Here is a 14,806-nt window from a genome sequence, read left to right on the forward strand (position 1 = left end):
GAAAAATGATTTCGTAAACCTGAATAGGATGATGAATTTACGTTTGATTTTCTCTATTCTTTTGGTGTCAATGGTGCTGACCACAAGAGGACAACAACCATCTTCCCAAATGGGTGCGGCAGCTCAAGCAAATCTTGATGCGTTGGTAGAAGGCTCGTCAACAGTGCTACCCAGAACAAGCAGTGAAGGTATAGTAGGTTCGCCTTATGCAGATAATCGCTGGTTGGCAGCACGCTTGACGCTTTCCAATAAAATGCCGGTAGCGCCAGTATCAATTAAATACGATGTGCTAAACAAGCGCCTATTAATGCGTTCAGCTAATCGACCTACTGATTCATTGATGATGGATGACCGGCTAGTTACGAGCTTCGATTTAGAAGAACCCACTGGTGGCCGTCGGGTATTTCGTCGTTTCGAGGAAGCCCCTATGGCCACTCAACGTAACGACTACGTGGAAGTGCTACATGAGGGGCGGTACAGTCTGTTAAAGCGCCACATAAAAGTGCTGCACAAGGCCAACCTTTCAGGTGCATACAGCAATGGGAAGCGGTATGATGAGGTGGAAGATAAATCCACCTATTATTTGCGCCGCAACAATGCTGCAGTGATGCTTGTGAAACTGAATTATAAGTCGTTGCAACAAGTTGCTCCCGAGTTGTTTGCAGTACTAAAACAGTCGGCCGCAGCCAAAACGGCCAAAACAGATGCCGAATGGGCGGCCTTATTGGATGAGTTGGACCCTAAATAAGTAGCTCCGGCTTAACGCAGATACACCGCGTGAAATACGGCCGAAGGCTGCGCAGTAGTTTCACCAAATAAGCGTAGCGTGTCGCCACTGATTTGGTAGGTGCGAGCCGCTTGAAGTGCACTCATAAGACCCGACTCGGTTTGCAGGTCGGGGCAGGCCATTTTGGTGGACATCAGCGGCCCGAATTTAAGCTGCCCATCAGCAGGCTGCTCGAAAGAGCCTCGGAACCGGTTGCAGCCGCCATTGCCCTCGGCCCGTAGCTCGTCGGTGCGCAGCAGCAAGTAGGCTTCTCCATTGGCGGGCACTGCAACCGGCTGGCTATTCAGCGTCCGGAGTACCCAGCGCGTATTGCGCAGAGGGGCAGTAGGGGTAGTGACTGTTTCAACTGCCGCTGTTTCCTGAGTGGTAGGGGCAGTGGTTTGGCAAGCAGCTAGCAGCAATGAAAGCAAAACAGAAGCGTTGCGGAACGAAGCAAACATGGCAAAAACTGGAAAATTTCAACGAAAAATGTGAAAAGATGACTGCTGAGGTGTACTGAACAGATTGCAAAAGGTTTATTTTGTGCTATGCACAAGCAATTCCTTCCTTTCTCGCTGGTATTCCTGCTCTCTTTCTCGCTTCACGCTCAGAAGAAGCCTTCCACTACTCCCTCTGACGCCGGCGTATCGGCCGTGACGGTGGGGCGGGTAGTGCGGGCTTTGGCAGCCGACGATATGGAGGGCCGGGCAACCGGCAAACCCAGCGGTGACCGGGCGGCTCAGTTTCTGGCCACCGAGTTCAAGCGCATTGGTCTAAAAACCATGCCAGGCCTAACCAGCTACGAGCAAACATTTCCTGCTTACGAGTCGAGCACCACCTCTTTTTCGGTGACGCTTGATAATGCTCCAGTGGCTAAAGACAAGGCGCTGCTGATTTCCACCCAGCCCCGCCTGAACTGGACCAATACCGATGTGCCAGCCGTACGGGTACTAACGATAGGGGCACAGGACAATCCGCAGCAATACCTGCGCGACATCGTGCGGCCGAAGGAGAACGTTCTAGTGCTGCTCGATTCGGCGCATACCACCATCTTCAAACGACTAGCCGACCGCCTCAGCCATAGCAGCCTGCGGGCGGAAGAGCCCAGTAATAATTCGTTTTCCAGCGTAGTGATTTTGACAGCGGGCCCGGTTGCCAGCAAAGTGCCATTCAAAGTAGCGGCTATTAATACAGTACGGACCCTCACGCTACGCAATGTGGTGGGAGTATTGCCCGGCAAAGACCCAGTTCGGAAGGCGGAGCAGGTTGTTTTCTCGGCTCACTACGACCACCTGGGCGCGCTACCCCCAGTTGCTGGCGACTCTATTGCCAACGGCGCCGACGACGATGCCAGCGGCACAACGGCTGTGGTGGCCCTGGCCGAGTATTTCAAAAAGAAAAACGACAATGCTCGCACGCTGATATTTGTGGCTTTCACGGCCGAGGAAATCGGTGGGTTTGGCTCGCAGTACTTCTCCAAGCAGCTCGACCCGGTGAAGATTGTGGCCATGTTCAACATCGAAATGATTGGCAAACTCGCGCAGTTCGGACCTAATTCTGCGTTTATTACAGGCTTCGAACGGTCGGATTTCGGTACGCTGCTCCAGGCCAACCTCAAGGATACGCCGTTCCGGTTCGAGCCGGACCCGTACCCCACTCAGAACCTATTTTACCGTTCCGACAATGCCACGCTGGCTCGCTTAGGCGTACCAGCGCACAGCATCAGCACCGACCAGATACCAACTGACAAGCTCTATCATTCCGTGGATGACGAAGTGGAAAGCCTAAATCTGCCCAACATGACAGCCGTTATTACGGCTATTGCCCGCAGTGCTACCGGCATTATAGCGGGGCAGCAGACGCCTACTCGCATTGCGCCCGAAACACCAGCTAAGCCAAAGCCTTAATCTGACAGTAGGTGCGCGAGTTACGGTAGGCTAAGCGGCGGACGGGGACCGGAAAGCAGAATCGGGTACGGAGGGAGCTACCAGGGAATGCCCGGCGGCCGGCAGCGTAACCCAAACCATAGCGCCACCTTCGGGCCCGGCGCCCATGCCCAATGTACCGCCGTGGCACTCAGCAAATGTGCGGCACAGCTGTAAGCCCAAGCCTGTGCCCTGAGCGGGGCGGCCCGAATCGGCGGCGCGGAGCTGCTGCGCCTCGGGTTGTAGCACCTGTTTCAGCTTGCTGACGGGCATGCCAGGGCCGGTGTCCGTCACGGAAATGCAGATTTGGGTGGGGTCGGTGGTGTCTGGGGTAGCCTGCAACCGGATGGTGCCGTCGTTTGGGGTAAACTTGAGGGCGTTGCTTACTAGGTTGCGCAGGATGGTACGCACCATATTGGGGTCGGCGTACAGGGCCATGTGCGTTGGCGCATCGTATTGCAGACTGATTTGGTTGGAATGAGCAGTGGTTTGGAACAGCTCGTAGCACTCCGACAGCAACTCCCGCGCAGGCACCCGCTCGGGTTGGCAGCTTAGCTCGCCGGTTTCACTCACGGCCCAGTTCAACAGGTTGTCGAGCAGGCCGTTGAGGTTTTGCGCCGATTCCCGCACTAGCTCAGGCAAGTGGCGCAAACCTTCTTGGTCGTTAGTGCGCTGGTAGAAGCGAATCAGCTCGGTAACGCCCGTGAAGGCCATAACCGGACCCCGCAAATCGTGGGCAATAATGGCGTAAAGCCGCGCTTTGGATTCGGCCAGTTGGCGTAGCTCATGGGCGGCACTTTCTAGGGCAGTGTTTTTGTCGGCTACCAATTGGTGTTGGGCTGCTAACTCTTTGCGGCTACGTAGTAACTGGCCATATAGCACTCCGCCCATCACAATCAGCAAAAGCAAGCCGCCCACTGCCACGGCCAGCAACCGCACCCGATCAGCGTCTCGGTCGGCGTGCAACTGCGTTACTTTCTGGCGATGCGTGAGCAACCGAATGCGGTTTTCTTGGTCTTGGGTGTTGTAGCGGCTTTGCAGTGCCGCCATGGCCCGAGTGTTTACATCGGTTACCAGACTGTCGCGTAGGTGCTGGAACCGCTGCTGCATAGTGTACGCCTGCTTATGGTTGCCGAGCAGCGCATAAGTGGTGGCGAGTTGCTGGTAGGCATTCTGAAGGCGTTCTGGTGAGCCTACCTGCTTGGCGTAGCGCATCCCAAGCGTAGCGGCTTCCAGGCTAGGCAAGGCATTTTTCTGCGTGGCCATCACGGCCGATAAAGTGGTGTATACTCCCGAGAGGCCGTATTCGTCGCCTAGCACTCGGTAAAGCAGCAGCGCATCCAGCAGGTTGTTTTTTGCCGAATCAGGGAGTTGCTGCTCGGCCTGCACGGAGCCCAGCGTGAAAAGGCTGTTGGCCTGACCTGGCAGATTATCAAGCGAGGTATAAAAGCGTAGCGCCCGCCGGATGTACGCATTGGCGCGGGCGGGTTGGCGCTGCCGAGAAGCCAAGTCGGCAAGGTTGCTTAGAAATAATGCTTGGTCGGCAGTATCGTGGCGCTTTTCGGCTAGGTGTAAGGCTTTTTGGTAGAAGGTGGCAGCAGTAGTGAAATTCTGGTGCAGATTGTGGCAGTTCGCAATGCCATTGTAAGCGTGGGCCATCGACTTTCGGTCATTGAGGGACTGAAAAATCTGAAGCGCCGCCATATGGTAGCTCAATGCCTCGTCGGCGCTGCCCGCTAGCGCCAGGCAGGTGCCCAAATTGTTGCTGCAAAGCGCCTCACCAGCCGGATAGTGCAGCTTGCGAGCCAGCACAATACCCTGTTCGGCGTAGTGCCGCGCCTTGGGCAAATCCGAATGGCTCAGATTCCAGGCTAAAGCTCCCAACAAAGACACACGCAGGGTATCATTAGGGCCTGTAAGAGCCAGTTGCTTCTGCAGCTTATCAATAAGCTCGGGGTTGGCACTTTGTCCTCCCGCCGTTAAAACTACCAAGCCACATAGCACCCAAAAGAGTAAAAATTTCTTCACAAGCTTCCAATCAAACCTTACTTACTTACTCGTACTCAAATCTACGTATAAGTACATAGTTAACACAGGTTTATAAGTTGGTTGTTTATTGAGATGAGTGGAAATATATAAAATTATGACAGGATTCATAGATAAGATATATTTCAGCTTGTCTTATTGACAATATAATGACTGGGTACCATCATAATGTCTTTTGATGATTAGAAAACAAACATTCGAGTGTCTGTGATGAACTTTGGTGCGGTTTGCAAATCATCTAGTCGATTATTACTATATCGATAAGTGGTAAAATTGATGAATGCTGTATAATTTACATTGTTATAAAAAGCCGTAAGTATAGGCTCTAGACTGATGCTACGTAGAGCAAGTAATTATCTAATAAATGGTCAGTGTCTACTGCTTGCCTAATAAGCCGTTTAGGTCATAGGCAAAACTGTCATGCAGCGTAGCGCTAAGTGTCTCGCAGGCTGACGTTATGATGTTAGTCAGACGAAGCGGTAGGTGCTTCGACTGCGCTTAGCACAACGAATTTTCTTGCTTGCCCTTCACCAAAGTATAGGCAATAGTGCCAACAAAGCATAGAAGAAGCCCGACCATAGGCCGGGCTTCTTCTATGCTTTAAATAATTTTTGGGTGAGCTAGTGCACCAACACTGCCTGTTCATGCCGCTCGGGGTGCAGTTGCGGGTCGTCGCCGTAGTGGGTGTGCTCGGCGCGGTAGGCTTTTTCGAAAATCAGGGGGAAGATGAACAGGGTGAGGATGGTGCCGGTGATGAGGCCGCCAATGACCACAATGGCCAGCGGCTTCGAGGTTTCACTGCCGATGCCGGTGCTGATGGCGGCGGGCATCAGGCCGATGGTGGCCATGAGGGCCGTCATGACTACGGGGCGCACCCGGCTGGTTACGCCGTCGTGGATGCTGCTGTCGAGGCTCATTTTGCGCACCATGTTCTGCTTGAACACCGATATCAGAATCACGCCGTTCTGGATGCAGATACCGAACAGCGCAATGAACCCAATGCCAGCCGAAATGCTGAAGTTGGTGTGCGTGATAAGTAGCGCCGCAATGCCACCGATGATGGCAAACGGCACGTTCAGCAGGACCAGCCCGGCATCTTTCAGGTTGCCGAATAAGATGAACAGGATGAAGAAAATCAGGCCCAATGACACGGGTACTACCTGGGTGAGGCGCTGGGTGGCGCGGCGCTGGTTCTCGAAGTCGCCGGTCCACTTCATGGTGTAGCCTTTGGGAAGGCTCACTACGGCGTTTACCTTTTTCTGGGCTTCCTCGATGGTGCTGCCCATGTCGCGGCCGCGGATGCTGAACTTTACGGCGGCAAAGCGCTGGTTGTCGTCGCGGTAGATGAGGCTGGGGCCGTTTACGTCGCTGATGGTAGCAATTTCGGAGAGCGGAATGGTGGTGCCGTTCTGGGTGGGCACCATCAGAGCCGCAATTTCCTGGGGCGTCTGGCGGAACTGCTCCTGGTACCGCACCCGGATGGGGAATTTTCGCTCGCCCTCGTACATCTGGGAGGCCTGCTTGCCGCCCACGGCCATTTCCAGCACCGCGTTGGCGTCGGCCTTGCTCACGCCGTACTGGGCCATTCGCTGCTCATCCAGGTCCACGTGCAGTTCGGGCTGGCCGATGTTGCGCAGTACGCCCAAGTCGTCGATACCCTTGATGTTCTTGAGGATGCCGTACACCTGGCGGCCTTTTTCCTCCATCAGCTTGAGGTCGGTGCCATAGATTTTCACGGCAATGGAGCCTTTCACGCCCGAGGCAGCTTCCTCCACGTTATCGGTGATGGGCTGGGAGAAGTTGAAATCCACGCCGGGGAAGCGGTTCAACTTTTCCTTCATGTTGGCAATCAGAGCTTCGCGCTTGTCTTTGTGCTTCATTTCGGCCTCCACCTCGGGGGTGTGCTTGAGCTGCACCAGAAACTCGTTGTTGTAGAAGCCGGTCGGGTCGGTGCCGTCGTTGGGGCGGCCGGTCTGGCTCACCACGTCGCCCACTTCGGGGAAACTCAGGAACACCCGGCGCATCTCGTTGCAGAGCTTGTTGCTCTCCTCCAAGCTGATGCTCAGCGGCAGTTGGGCGCGTACATAAATGGAGCCTTCGTTTAGCTCGGGCAGGAACTCGGAGCCGAGGAAGTGGAAGGCGCCCATGCCCAGCACCACAGCCACCGTAGCTACCAGCAAACTGGCGGTTTTGCGAGCGTAAGTGAACGAGAAGAACCGTTGCGCCCCCCGGTTGATACCGCGTACAAAGAAGTTATCCTTCTCTACTACGTTCTTTTTCAACAGAATAGAGGTGAGCACCGGTACCAGCGTGAGCGTGAAAATCAGGGCGCCCAGCAGAGCAAAACCCAGCGTCCAGGCCAGCGGGCTGAACACCTTGCCTTCCACTTTCTCGAAGGAGAAGATGGGCAGCAACGCGGTGATAATGATGGCCTTGGAGAAGAAGATGGCCTTGCCCATGTCGCGGCCGGTTTTCTTGATGAGGCCCAGCTTGGCGAGCTTGTTGAACTTGTCCATGCCCATGCGGTGCGCCTTGTGGTCGAGGGCCACGAACAGCCCTTCCACCATCACCACGGCCCCGTCTATAATAATCCCGAAGTCGATGGCGCCCATACTCAGCAGGTTGGCCGACATGCCCTTCAGCCGCAAGCAGATAAAGGCAAACAGCAGCGCCAGCGGGATAATTACGCTCACGATGACCGTGGTGCGCCAATCGGCCATGAACACGAACACGATAACCGTTACCAGAATGATGCCTTCCAGCAGGTTATGAATCACGGTTTCGGTGCTGAAGTCGATGAGCTGCTGCCGGTCATAGAAGGTTTTAATCTTCACATCGGCGGGCAGAATCTTGTCGTTCAGGTCGGCCACTTTGTCTTTGAGGCGGGCAATGACTTCGGAGGGATTTTCGCCCTTGCGCATCACCACAATGCCTTCCAACACGTCGTCGTTCAGGCCGCGGCCCACCCGGCCCAGCCGCGGCAGCGCCGACTCGTGCACGATGGCCACGTCCTTCACCAAAATCGGGGCGCCGTTCACGTTCTTGATAACCGTGTTGTTGATGTCGCCGATGTTGTTGAGCAGGCCGATGCCGCGCACCACGTAGTTCTGCTGGCCCTCATTTATCACGTCGCCGCCCACGTTGATGTTGCTGCGCTGGATGGCGTTGTAGAGGTCCAGGGGCGTGAGGCCGAGGTCCTGGAGCTTGCCGGGATTCACGCTGATTTCGTAGTCCTTCACCTCGCCGCCGAAGCTGTTCACGTCGGCCACGCCGGGCACGGCTTTCAGGTTGCGCTCCACCACCCAGTCTTGCAGGGTTTTCAGTTCGCGGGTGGTTTTGTCCTTGCTTTGCAGGGTGTAGCGGAAGATTTCGCCGGTGGGACCGTAGGGCGGCTGCACGTCGGGGTCGGCGCCTTCGGGCAGGTCGGCCTGGCTGAGCAGGTTGTTGACTTGCACGCGGGCAAAGGCATCGTCCACACCATCATCGAAAATCACCTTCACCACCGACAGCCCAAATAGGGTGGTGCTGCGGATGCTGGTTTTCTTCTGCACCGGGTTCAGCGCAATTTCAATGGGCGCCGTCACGAACTTCTCAATCTCCTCGGCCGAGCGGCCAGGCCATTGCGTGATGATGGTAATTTCAGTGTTCGTGACGTCCGGGAAGGCCTCAATTGGCGTGTTCCGGTAGCTGATAACCCCAGCCACCACGACGGCAAACGTCATCAGAAATACGAACCCCCGGTTTTTGAGCGAAAAGGCAATAATGCCTTGGATGAATTTGTTCATGGTAAGTCGGTGCTGACTTGATATTGGATGTCATGCAGAGGCGGAGCCGAAGCATCTCGCGTGCTGACGTTTGTAGAAGGCACTGTCATGCTGAGCTTGTCGAAGTACCTCTGGCTACTCACTAAGCATTGCAACGAAGCGGTAGAGATGCTTCGACAAGCTCAGCATGACAGTTAGCTTCGGGCGAGATGCTTCGGCTGCGCCTCTGCATGACGTTCTATTAGTCGTTCAGCTCGTCGTAGACCAGGAGTTGGTTTTGAGCGATGATGTGCTCCCCGTTTTTAAGGCCGGTTTGCACGTAGCTCACGTCGCCGACGGTTTTGGCGATTTTGACCTCGCGGGTTTCCACGTGGTGCCGGTCCTTGAACACCATCACGAAGTTGCGGTCCTTGTCGAAGACCACGCACTGGGCAGGCACGGCCAGCATCTGCTGGTTTTCGGTGTTGAGCACCTTCACCTGGGCATACATTTCGGGCTTGAGCAGGTAGCCGGGGTTGTTGAGCTTCACGCGCACCTTCATCACCTTAGAATCGGGGTCTAGCACGTTGAATACCTTATCGATGCGGCCGGTGAAGTGCTTGTCGGGGTAGGAGAGAGTCGTCACGTCGGCGGCGTAGCCTTCCTTCACCTTGCTGATGTCGGACTCGAACACGTTGGCCATAATCCACACGTCATCAAGGTTGCTGACCGTGAACAGGTTGCCCACGTTATCGGCGTTGAACTGCATGTGGTCGGTCACGTTCTTCTCGGTGATAAAGCCCGAAATGGGTGCCCGTAGCGTGTAGGTGCCATCGGCCGATACGCCGTACACGCCGAGCTGCTTCTGGCTTTTGCCCACGTTGCTTTGCGCCTTGCGCAGCTCCTGGCGAGCTAGGCTCACGTCGCGCTCCGAGGCCAGGCCAGCCTTATACTGGTCTTCCAGCACCGAGAGGTTTTTGCGGGCAATGTCGAGGTCGGTGCCGGCGGTGCTACTTTGGTTCTGGAGGTCGGCAATTTCACCGCTCTTAATCACGGCCAGCACCTGGCCTTTGGTCACATGGTCGCCTAGCTCCACCGAAAGCTGCTCGACCACGCCGCCCACCAACGGGTACACTTTCACGGTTTTGTCGCCGTCAGAAGCAATTTGGCCCGAAAGGCTTAGCTCGTCGCGCACGGGCTCCCGGCGCACCGTGTCAATCTTCAGTTCCCGCAGCATCTGATTGGAAATCGAGAAGCCCGCTTCGGCTTTCTGCGGCGCGTCGGCTTCTTCGGATTTCGAGCAGCCCACCAATCCCAGGGCGAGCGGGAGAGCCAACGAGGTGGCCAGGGTGGCAAAGCGTTTCATGGAAATAGGGCGTTGGAGGGGAGTTGCTGATGGTTTTGAAGTCGGCTGCATGGCTATTCGGCGTTGAACACCGGGCGGCCCACGGCGTAGTTGAGTTGTTCGAAGGCGCGCACCCGGTTGGCGCGCAGGTTGTTGAGTTGCACGAGGTTGTTCTTGTAGCTCTCGTAGAAATCCAGGAACTCCACAATGGTGAGGTTGCGCTTGGCGTAGCTCTCGTCAATGCCCTTCATGAGGCGGTCGAAGTCCAAGGTCTCGCGGTCGGTGCCTTGGTAGAGCTGGTCATTTTGGCGGGCTAGGCGCCAGGCTTCTTGCACGTCGTTCTGCACTTGCAGCTGCTGCTGGCCCAGCTGCGCCTTGCTCACTTCAATCTGGTTTTGGGCGGTGCGAATGTTGCCTTGGTTGCGGTTGAAGATGGGCACAGCCACGCCCAGCGTAAGGGCATTGTAGTTCTGGATGTAGTTGCCGGCCCGGTCGTACACGTAGCCCACGGCCAGGTCGGGAGCGGCTAGGGCGCGTTGGAGGCGCAGGTTCTGGTTTTGCTGCTGCACGGCGGCCTGGCGGGCTTTCAGGTCGGCGCGGTTCACCTGCGCCGAGTCGATGAGCTGCGCTTCGGTGCGGTTGGTTAGGCTGAGGGCTTTGAGGCGGTTGGGGTCGGCGGTGGGCATGTAGTAGGCCCCGCTGGTGTCGCGCATCAGGGTGCGCAGGTCGGCCTGTTGTGAGGCAATGTCATTGAGCAAGGCCTGCCGCTCGTTGCGCAGCTGAAACAGGAAGGCTTTCAGCCGAATCACCTCTTTCAAAGCAATATTTCCTTTCTCGTATTGGCCCTGATACAAACTCACGGTGCGCTGAAAACTGGCCACTTCCTTGTCGTACACGCCCACGCTCTGCTGCTTGTAGTACAGGTCGTAGAAGGTGCTGCGGAGCTGGTAGCGCAGGGTGCGCAGCAAATCCTGGAAGGTGAACTGTTCCACCAAGGCGTTCTGCTGAGCCACGTTGGCGGCGGCTTTGCGGCGGCCGGCCAAAGCAAACAACTGCTGCACCTGCACAATGGAGTTGCCGGTTTTGGTTACGTCGAGCACCTTGCGCGTCTGCGGGTTGTAGGTGTTCTGCTCGATGGAAATCGTGGGGTTGTCCCAGAGCCGGGCCTGCAAAATCTGGGCCTCGGCCGCCGACACGTTGTAGCGCTGGGCGAGCAGCAGCAAGTTGTTCTGTACAAACTGCTGCTCGGCCTGGGGCAGCGTGAGCGTCAGGGTGTCGCCGCTGAGCGGCGCGGCAGTAGCGTGGGTGCTGAGAGTGAGCAGCAGGGCCAGCGGCAGCAGGAAAAGGAGGCGTTGCATATCCGGATTCGGTGTTGAGATATGCAAGAGTACGCCCCCCGTATTAGGGGCGAATTAGAGGTAAATTAGAAACGGATTAGAATGGAATATTTTTTTCAGAAAGGCCATTCGCTCCACTGAAAAGGCTTTTTCAACATAGCCAGGAGGCAAAGAAATTGCTGCCGAAGACGGTTCCAACAGCTCCCGCTCCGCCGTGCTCATGGCGTGCCGGATCCAGTTCCGGGAGGTCCGCGGGCTAGTCATTGAGTTCCTTGTAATAGAGTAGGGCGTTGCTGGTTACCACCTGCTCGCCGGGTTTCAGGCCGCTGCTCACGTAGCTCACGCCCTGGCCAGCGTGCTGCACGGCCACCAGGCGAGTTTCTACGGCGTTGTTCTTCACCACCAGCGCGTAGCGGCGGCCATTGGCAAACACCAAGCTCGCCGAAGGCACCGCCGGCAGTTGCGTAGCGCTGGTTTCGGTGAGGTGCACGCGAGCAAACATGCCGGGCTTCAGCAAATGGTCGGGGTTGGCGAGCCGCACCCGCACCTGGAGCGTTTTGCGGTTGGGGTGGAGCATATTGAACACCTTATCAACGCGACCCGCAAACTGCCGGTCGGGGTAGCTGAGGGTGTGCACCTGCACCGGCAGGCCGGGCCGCACCTTTTCAATATCCGACTGAAACACGTCAGCCAGCACCCACACTTCATCGAGGTTGGCCACCGTAAACAGGCTGCCCACCTGGCCGGGGTCGAATTGCTGGCCCTCGGTCAGGTGCTTTTCAATGACGGTGCCGGCCTGGGGCGCGCGTAGGGTGTAATGGTCGGGGGCGGTGCCGTACACGTCGGTTTGTTTGCGCAGGCGGGTTACTTCGGCCTGGGCTTTTTGCAGCGCGGCGCGGGCCATGCTCAGGTCTTGGTCGGAAGCCATGCCGTCGGCGTGCATCTCACTGATGGCCTCCAGTTGCACGCGGGCCGTGCCCAGGTTCACGGTGGCTTCGGTACGCTGCTGGGTTAGGCCCGCCATTTGGGCACTGCGCAACACGGCCAGCGGCTGCCCCGCCGTTACCACGTCGCCGAGGGCTACGGGGGCCTGCTCCACCACCCCGCCGGCCAGGGCGTACACGGGCGTCAGGCGGTCGGCGTTGGGGGCTATGCGGCCTTCCAGGCGCAATTCGGTTTGGATAGGGGCCAACTGCACGCTGTCGGTTTGCAGGGCGGCCACGGTGGCGGCGGGTAGCAGGCGGGTGTCGGGGTGGGGGAGTAGTTCGGCGGCTTCTTCGGTGCAACTGCTCAAACACAGGCTGGTAGGCAGCAGCAGCAGGGAGGAAAAATGGAATAGGCGGTTCATGGGCGTAACTGGTAAGTTGCAAGCTTACGCCCCCGGTATTAGCCACAGGTTAGAGGTAGATTAGAAACCAATTAGAAAATGAAGTTTCTATGAATTTCTGCCCATTCCGCCCACTGGCAGCCAGTCTTCAGCCACTCAGTAGCTGCTAAAAAACCACCTCGGCCAAGGTGCCCGCGCCCAACTCGGAGCTGATGCGCAGCTCGCCGCCGTGCAACTGAATAATCTTGCGGGCCAGCGGCAGCCCCACGCCGTGCCCCGTAACGGCGCGGGCATTGTCAGCCCGAAAAAACGGCTGGAAAATTTGAGGCAGCTCTTTCTCCCCAATACCGATTCCGTGGTCCTGCACCCGAATCTGCCGCTGCCCGTGGCGGTAATTGAACTGTACTTCCACCGGCTGGTTTTCGGGCGAATATTTCAGCGCGTTATCGAGTAGGTTTACCAGCGCCCGGCTTAACAGCTGGCGGTTGCCCTTGATTTCCAGACTGTCAGCTTCCTCGGGCAGCGCGCCCAGCGTGATGTGCACGCGGTGGCGCTGGTCGGGGGCTATTGCTTCGCGCACCTCCCACAGCAGCTCGTCCAGCCGAATGTCGTCGGTGCTGCCTGAGTTGGTTTGGGTGAGGTCCAGTAGGTTGTTGATCAGAAGCTTGAGCTGCTGCAATTCGTGTAGTACCGAGGTCAGGCCCTCGCGGTAAGTGGCCAGGTCCCGGTCCCGGTTGAGCAGCACCTGCAACTCCCCAATAGTGGCCGTAAGCGGCGTGCGTAGCTCATGGGAGGCATTGCTGACGAAGGTGCGCTGGGTTTCGAAGCCGTCTTCCAGCCGTTCCAGCATGCGGTTGAAGGTGCGGGCCAGGCGCGTTATTTCGTCCTGTTCGTGGCTGACGCCTTCGTTTACCCGCAGGTGCAAATCCTGGGTGGTGATGCGGTCCACCTGGTCATTAACGGCGGCAATGGGCGCCAGGGCCTTACCCGCAAACACCCGGCCGGCCACGTATATCACCACTAGGCTCACCACAAAAATACCCGCCAGAATCATGATAAGATGCTCCAGCCGGGCGGCGCCGGAGTGGTTCTGAGCAGCGGCCACAATGATGAATTGGCCCTGGTTGTCGCGGTAGAACAGCCCCACGGCCTGGCGCGGCCCCAAATCAAAGTACACCAGCTTTTCGGCTACAATGCGGGTAAGAATGCTCTTCGGAATCTGAATTCGCTCGTCGGCCTCAATGAAGCGCGGTTGCAGCTTGCTGTCATATATCTGGAGAACCTCGCCGGTAAGCGTGCGGAGGTAGCGCCGCTGAAACTCCCGAAATGCCTCAGCCCGCAGCTCGTCCTGCTCCAGAAACACGTAGCCCGTCACCTCGGCCCGGTCGCGCAGGCGTTGGTGGAATTCCTCGTGCGCGTAATCCGCTTGTAGAATGTAAATAGTGGTCATCACCGCCAGCAGCAGCACGGCTACCAACCCTGTAAACAGCCATGTCAGCCGGTTCCGAATCGTCATAAGCAGTGATTGAGTGAAATAGTGATTCAGTGATGACCGAGATTCCTCGGCAAGCTCGGAATGACGGCCATTTAACTAGATTGCTGCTACTCCACTCGCAACACGTAGCCCATACCCACTACGGTATGGATAAGCTTCTGGGAGAAGCCTTTATCCACTTTATTGCGCAGGTAATTCACGTACACGTCTACCACGTTGGAGCCGGCATCAAACGACTCTTCCCACACGTCGCCGGCAATTTCGGCGCGGCTCAGCACGCGGCCGGCGTGGCGCATGAACAGTTCCAGCAGGTTGAATTCGCGGGCCGTGAGCTTGATGGGCTGCCCGGCGCGGGTTACGGTTTTGGCGGCGGTGTCTAGCGTGAGGTCGGCGAGGGTGAGCTGGGCACCTTTAGTTTCTTGGCTGCGGCGGCGCGTAAGTGCCCGTACACGGGCCAGCAATTCCGGAAAATCGAACGGCTTGACCAAGTAGTCGTCGGCGCCGCCATCAAAGCCGCGCAGCTTGTCTTGGGTGGTGCCCAGGGCCGTAAGCATCAGCACGGGCACTTGCTGGTCGTGGGCCCGAATGGCTTGCAGCACCTCGTAGCCGTTGCGCAGCGGCAGAATAACGTCCAGAATTACTAAGCTATACGCCTGGGCCACCGCTAGCCGGGCCCCCATGTCGCCATCGAAAGCGGTGTCCACGGTGAAGCCTTCCTCTTCCAGCCCCCGGCGGATAAAGGCTGAAACTTTGGGCTCATCTTCAACCAGGAGGATTTTCATAACTACCTAAAATCGGGAAAGCAGAATAGTACGTTAGTTG

General features: G+C 57.0%; 10 protein-coding genes. 2 read left to right on the top strand and 8 right to left on the bottom strand.

Annotation, left to right across the window (positions count from 1 at the left end; translation table 11 throughout):
* Positions 1-28 precede the first annotated feature (28 nt).
* Positions 29-748, top strand: a complete 720-nt coding sequence (locus tag G536_RS32145) for a hypothetical protein (RefSeq protein WP_157530549.1) — start codon at positions 29-31, stop codon at positions 746-748.
* Positions 749-759: 11 nt separating this feature from the next.
* Here G536_RS32145 and G536_RS27360 read toward each other — a convergent pair whose 3' ends face one another.
* The gene (locus tag G536_RS27360; RefSeq protein ID WP_022823558.1) at positions 760-1,227 is read right to left on the bottom strand and encodes an META domain-containing protein; all 468 of its coding nucleotides are present in this window, start codon (positions 1,225-1,227) and stop codon (positions 760-762) included.
* An 87-nt stretch (positions 1,228-1,314) separates the two neighbouring features.
* Here G536_RS27360 and G536_RS0110530 point away from each other — a divergent pair, with 87 nt between their 5' ends.
* Complete coding sequence (locus G536_RS0110530) at positions 1,315-2,673, top strand: M20/M25/M40 family metallo-hydrolase (RefSeq protein ID WP_022823559.1); 1,359 nt, start codon at positions 1,315-1,317, stop codon at positions 2,671-2,673.
* A 30-nt stretch (positions 2,674-2,703) separates the two neighbouring features.
* On the opposite strand, the gene G536_RS0110535 is transcribed toward G536_RS0110530, so the two are convergent.
* The 7 genes from G536_RS0110535 to G536_RS0110565 form a co-directional block, all read right to left on the bottom strand.
* Positions 2,704-4,578, bottom strand: a complete 1,875-nt coding sequence (locus G536_RS0110535; protein WP_169515081.1) for an ATP-binding protein — start codon at positions 4,576-4,578, stop codon at positions 2,704-2,706.
* A 779-nt stretch (positions 4,579-5,357) separates the two neighbouring features.
* Positions 5,358-8,522, bottom strand: a complete 3,165-nt coding sequence (locus G536_RS0110540; RefSeq protein ID WP_022823561.1) for an efflux RND transporter permease subunit — start codon at positions 8,520-8,522, stop codon at positions 5,358-5,360.
* 220 nt (positions 8,523-8,742) lie between these two features.
* Positions 8,743-9,846 carry an efflux RND transporter periplasmic adaptor subunit gene (locus G536_RS0110545; protein ID WP_022823562.1) on the bottom strand — a complete coding sequence of 368 codons (1,104 nt, stop codon included), beginning with the start codon at positions 9,844-9,846 and terminating at the stop codon, positions 8,743-8,745.
* 53 nt (positions 9,847-9,899) lie between these two features.
* A complete protein-coding gene (locus tag G536_RS0110550) occupies positions 9,900-11,183 on the bottom strand; it encodes a TolC family protein (protein WP_022823563.1) in 1,284 nt (427 codons plus the stop codon).
* Positions 11,184-11,418: 235 nt separating this feature from the next.
* Positions 11,419-12,510, bottom strand: a complete 1,092-nt coding sequence (locus tag G536_RS27365) for an efflux RND transporter periplasmic adaptor subunit (RefSeq protein WP_022823564.1) — start codon at positions 12,508-12,510, stop codon at positions 11,419-11,421.
* Between the two features lie 145 nt (positions 12,511-12,655).
* On the bottom strand, positions 12,656-14,005 hold the full coding sequence (locus G536_RS27370) for a sensor histidine kinase (protein WP_022823565.1): 1,350 nt from the start codon (positions 14,003-14,005) through the stop codon (positions 12,656-12,658).
* 86 nt (positions 14,006-14,091) lie between these two features.
* A complete protein-coding gene (locus G536_RS0110565) occupies positions 14,092-14,766 on the bottom strand; it encodes a response regulator (RefSeq protein WP_022823566.1) in 675 nt (224 codons plus the stop codon).
* Positions 14,767-14,806: the final 40 nt, after the last annotated feature.

This window comes from Hymenobacter norwichensis DSM 15439, from assembly GCF_000420705.1.
Taxonomy (GTDB): Bacteria; Bacteroidota; Bacteroidia; order Cytophagales; family Hymenobacteraceae; genus Hymenobacter; species Hymenobacter norwichensis.

Excerpts from the sequence above, each read along its gene's own strand:
- G536_RS32145 (WP_157530549.1), top strand. The coding sequence starts at position 29 with ATGATGAATTTACGTTTGATTTTCTCTATTCTTTTGGTGTCAATGGTG.
- G536_RS27360 (WP_022823558.1), bottom strand. The coding sequence starts at position 1,227 with ATGTTTGCTTCGTTCCGCAACGCTTCTGTTTTGCTTTCATTGCTGCTA.
- G536_RS0110530 (WP_022823559.1), top strand. The coding sequence starts at position 1,315 with ATGCACAAGCAATTCCTTCCTTTCTCGCTGGTATTCCTGCTCTCTTTC.
- G536_RS0110540 (WP_022823561.1), bottom strand. The coding sequence starts at position 8,522 with ATGAACAAATTCATCCAAGGCATTATTGCCTTTTCGCTCAAAAACCGG.
- G536_RS0110545 (WP_022823562.1), bottom strand. The coding sequence starts at position 9,846 with ATGAAACGCTTTGCCACCCTGGCCACCTCGTTGGCTCTCCCGCTCGCC.
- G536_RS0110550 (WP_022823563.1), bottom strand. The coding sequence starts at position 11,183 with ATGCAACGCCTCCTTTTCCTGCTGCCGCTGGCCCTGCTGCTCACTCTC.
- G536_RS27365 (WP_022823564.1), bottom strand. The coding sequence starts at position 12,510 with ATGAACCGCCTATTCCATTTTTCCTCCCTGCTGCTGCTGCCTACCAGC.
- G536_RS27370 (WP_022823565.1), bottom strand. The coding sequence starts at position 14,005 with ATGACGATTCGGAACCGGCTGACATGGCTGTTTACAGGGTTGGTAGCC.
- G536_RS0110565 (WP_022823566.1), bottom strand. The coding sequence starts at position 14,766 with ATGAAAATCCTCCTGGTTGAAGATGAGCCCAAAGTTTCAGCCTTTATC.